Consider the following 2,110-nt stretch of genomic DNA (forward strand, 5'->3'; position numbering starts at 1 on the left):
GCGGTGGGCAGGGCGGCGGCCGGGACCGCACAGCAGGCGTCCCCGCGCCAGGCTTCGCGGCCTTCCTTGACCGCGACGGCGGCGATGACGAGGGCGGCGATGGGATCGGCCCAGGACCAGCCGAACAGGCTGTTGAGCGCCAGGCCCACCAGCAGGACCGCCGACAGGTAGGTGCACAGCAGGGTCTGCTTGGAGTCGGCGACCGCGGCGGCGGAGCCGAGTTCGCGGCCCGCGCGGCGCTGGGCGTACGACAGGAAGGGCATGATCACGAGCGACAGGGTGGCCAGGATCAGGCCGGGGGTGGAGTGCTCGGCCTCGCCGACGCCGAGCAGGGCGCGGACCGAGTCGAAGGTGACATAGGCGGCCAGGGCGAAGAACGAGAGCGCGATGACACGCAGCGCGCTCTTCTCCCGTGTTTCGTGGTCGGCGGCGGAGAACTGCCAGGCGACCGCGGTGGCGGAGGCGACCTCGACGATGGAGTCGAGGCCGAATCCGATGAGAGCGACCGAAGAGGCGATGGTGCCTGCGGCGATGGCCACGACCGCTTCGATCACGTTGTAGGCGATGGTGGCCGCCACCAGCAGCCGGATTCGCTGCCGCAGCAGCGTGCGCCGCGCAGGGGAGGGCGCGGGGCTGGTCTGGTTGAGCGCGCTCATGTCGCCGCTTTTCCGGCCGCCGGCGCGACACCGTCACAGTCGTGCCGGCCGGTGCCGGGGGCAGGGCGGAGCGTGACCGCGTGGCCGGTGGCTGCCAGCAGTTGCTCGGCCGAGGCCAGCAGGTCCATCAGCTCGGGCCGGGTCAGGGAGTAGAACGACTGCCGGCCTTCGGCGCGATAGTCGACGAGGCCGCAGTCGCGCAGGCAGGCCAGGTGCTTGGACACCGTGGACTGCGCCAGCCCGAGTTCGGCGGTCAGGTCGACGACGCGTGCCTCGCCGCGGGCGAGCCGGGCCACGATGCGCAGCCGCGTCTCGTCGGCCAGGGAGTGGAACAACGCGGCCGCCGGGAGGACGCCGACGGCGATGTCCATGCGGACGCAGCGGCCGGTAGTATCATCAATCGCCATACGGCGATGATATCTCGGAAATGGTATGTCAGTGCAAGCCCGCGGAGGCAGCCGGGTCGGCCGGATCGGCGGTGAGGTCCAGACCCATGCTCGCCAGTCGCTTCTCCACCTCCTCGGAACTCGCCACGGGCAGCAGGTAGAACTCCTCCAGTACGGCACGCGCGGCGTCGTTGCCGCTGACCGCGCAGTCCCAGATCACCTGCTCTCCCTCTCCCTCGCCCTCGACCGTGACCTCGAAGGCGAAGAACGCGCAGCAGGCCTTCTCCCGTGCGGCGAGGTCGCGCACCCACGCCGCCACGCCGGGTTCGGCGCGCAGCCGGAAGCGGACGCCCCGGCCGGTCCGCTCGCGGCCGAGCAGGTGCCGGGCGAACAGCAGCCGGTATTCCTCCAGGCGCTGCCGGGCGGTGTCGGGGGCGGTGGTCATGTCGCAGACGACGGGCGTGGAAGCGGGCGGGATGTCCACAGTGGACTCCTTTCGGCGGGTTCCGGCGCTCTTGTGGCGCCCTCACCTGAACCGTAGAGTCTGGACCTGAGTCCAGAGTCAAGAGGTGCACCCACATGAGAATCGGCCAGGTCGCCCAGGAAGCCGGGGTCAGCGTGGACACCGTGCGCTTCTACGAGCGGCGCGGCATCCTGCCCGCCGCCGAGCGCAGACCCTCCGGCTACCGCGTCTTCACCGCCGAGGCGGCCGAACGCATCCGCATGGCCAAGGCGCTGCAGGAACTGGGCCTCACCCTGGACGAGGTCATCGACGCCCTGACCGCGCACGACCAGGGCGGGGCCACGTGCGACAGCGAGCGCTGGCGACTGGAAGCGGTGGTGGACCGGCTCGATGCCAGGATCGCAGAGCTGACCCGGGCCCGCCGCACCGCCGCGCAGGGCCTGGAGGACTGCCGGGCCGGCCGCTGCCGGCTCATGTACGGCGTCAGGTGAGGTAGCGCAGCCACAGGTACGGCGCGGTCAGCGTGATGGTCACCACGGTGACGACCAGACCGTACTTGGTGAACTGCCAGAAACTGATCGGGGTGCCGTTGCGGGCGGCGATGC

At 71.1% G+C, this 2,110-nt stretch carries 4 protein-coding genes; 1 reads left to right on the forward strand and 3 read right to left on the reverse strand.

The window, feature by feature from the left end; genetic code table 11:
• From E1295_RS47965 to E1295_RS47975, 3 genes are all read right to left on the reverse strand, one after another.
• Window positions 1-656 (reverse strand): cation efflux transmembrane domain-containing protein (locus E1295_RS47965; RefSeq protein ID WP_132642038.1); only part of this gene is annotated, 656 nt, incomplete at its 3' end.
• Window positions 653-1,063, reverse strand: a complete 411-nt coding sequence (locus tag E1295_RS47970; protein ID WP_132642040.1) for an ArsR/SmtB family transcription factor — start codon at window positions 1,061-1,063, stop codon at window positions 653-655. The genes E1295_RS47965 and E1295_RS47970, both read right to left, overlap by 4 nt.
• Before the next feature lie 28 nt (window positions 1,064-1,091).
• Window positions 1,092-1,526 (reverse strand): hypothetical protein, encoded by a 435-nt coding sequence (locus E1295_RS47975; protein WP_132642042.1) that lies wholly within the window; start codon window positions 1,524-1,526, stop codon window positions 1,092-1,094.
• Window positions 1,527-1,621: 95 nt separating this feature from the next.
• Here E1295_RS47975 and E1295_RS47980 point away from each other — a divergent pair, with 95 nt between their 5' ends.
• Window positions 1,622-1,996 (forward strand): MerR family transcriptional regulator, encoded by a 375-nt coding sequence (locus E1295_RS47980; RefSeq protein WP_132642044.1) that lies wholly within the window; start codon window positions 1,622-1,624, stop codon window positions 1,994-1,996.
• Window positions 1,997-2,110: the final 114 nt, after the last annotated feature.

It is taken from the genome of Nonomuraea mesophila, assembly GCF_004352805.1.
Classification (GTDB): domain Bacteria; phylum Actinomycetota; class Actinomycetes; order Streptosporangiales; family Streptosporangiaceae; genus Nonomuraea; species Nonomuraea longispora.

Bases quoted from the DNA above. Each gene is read 5' to 3' on its own strand.
- E1295_RS47980 (WP_132642044.1), top strand. From the start codon at position 1,622: ATGAGAATCGGCCAGGTCGCCCAGGAAGCCGGGGTCAGCGTGGACACC.
- E1295_RS47970 (WP_132642040.1), bottom strand. From the start codon at position 1,063: ATGGCGATTGATGATACTACCGGCCGCTGCGTCCGCATGGACATCGCC.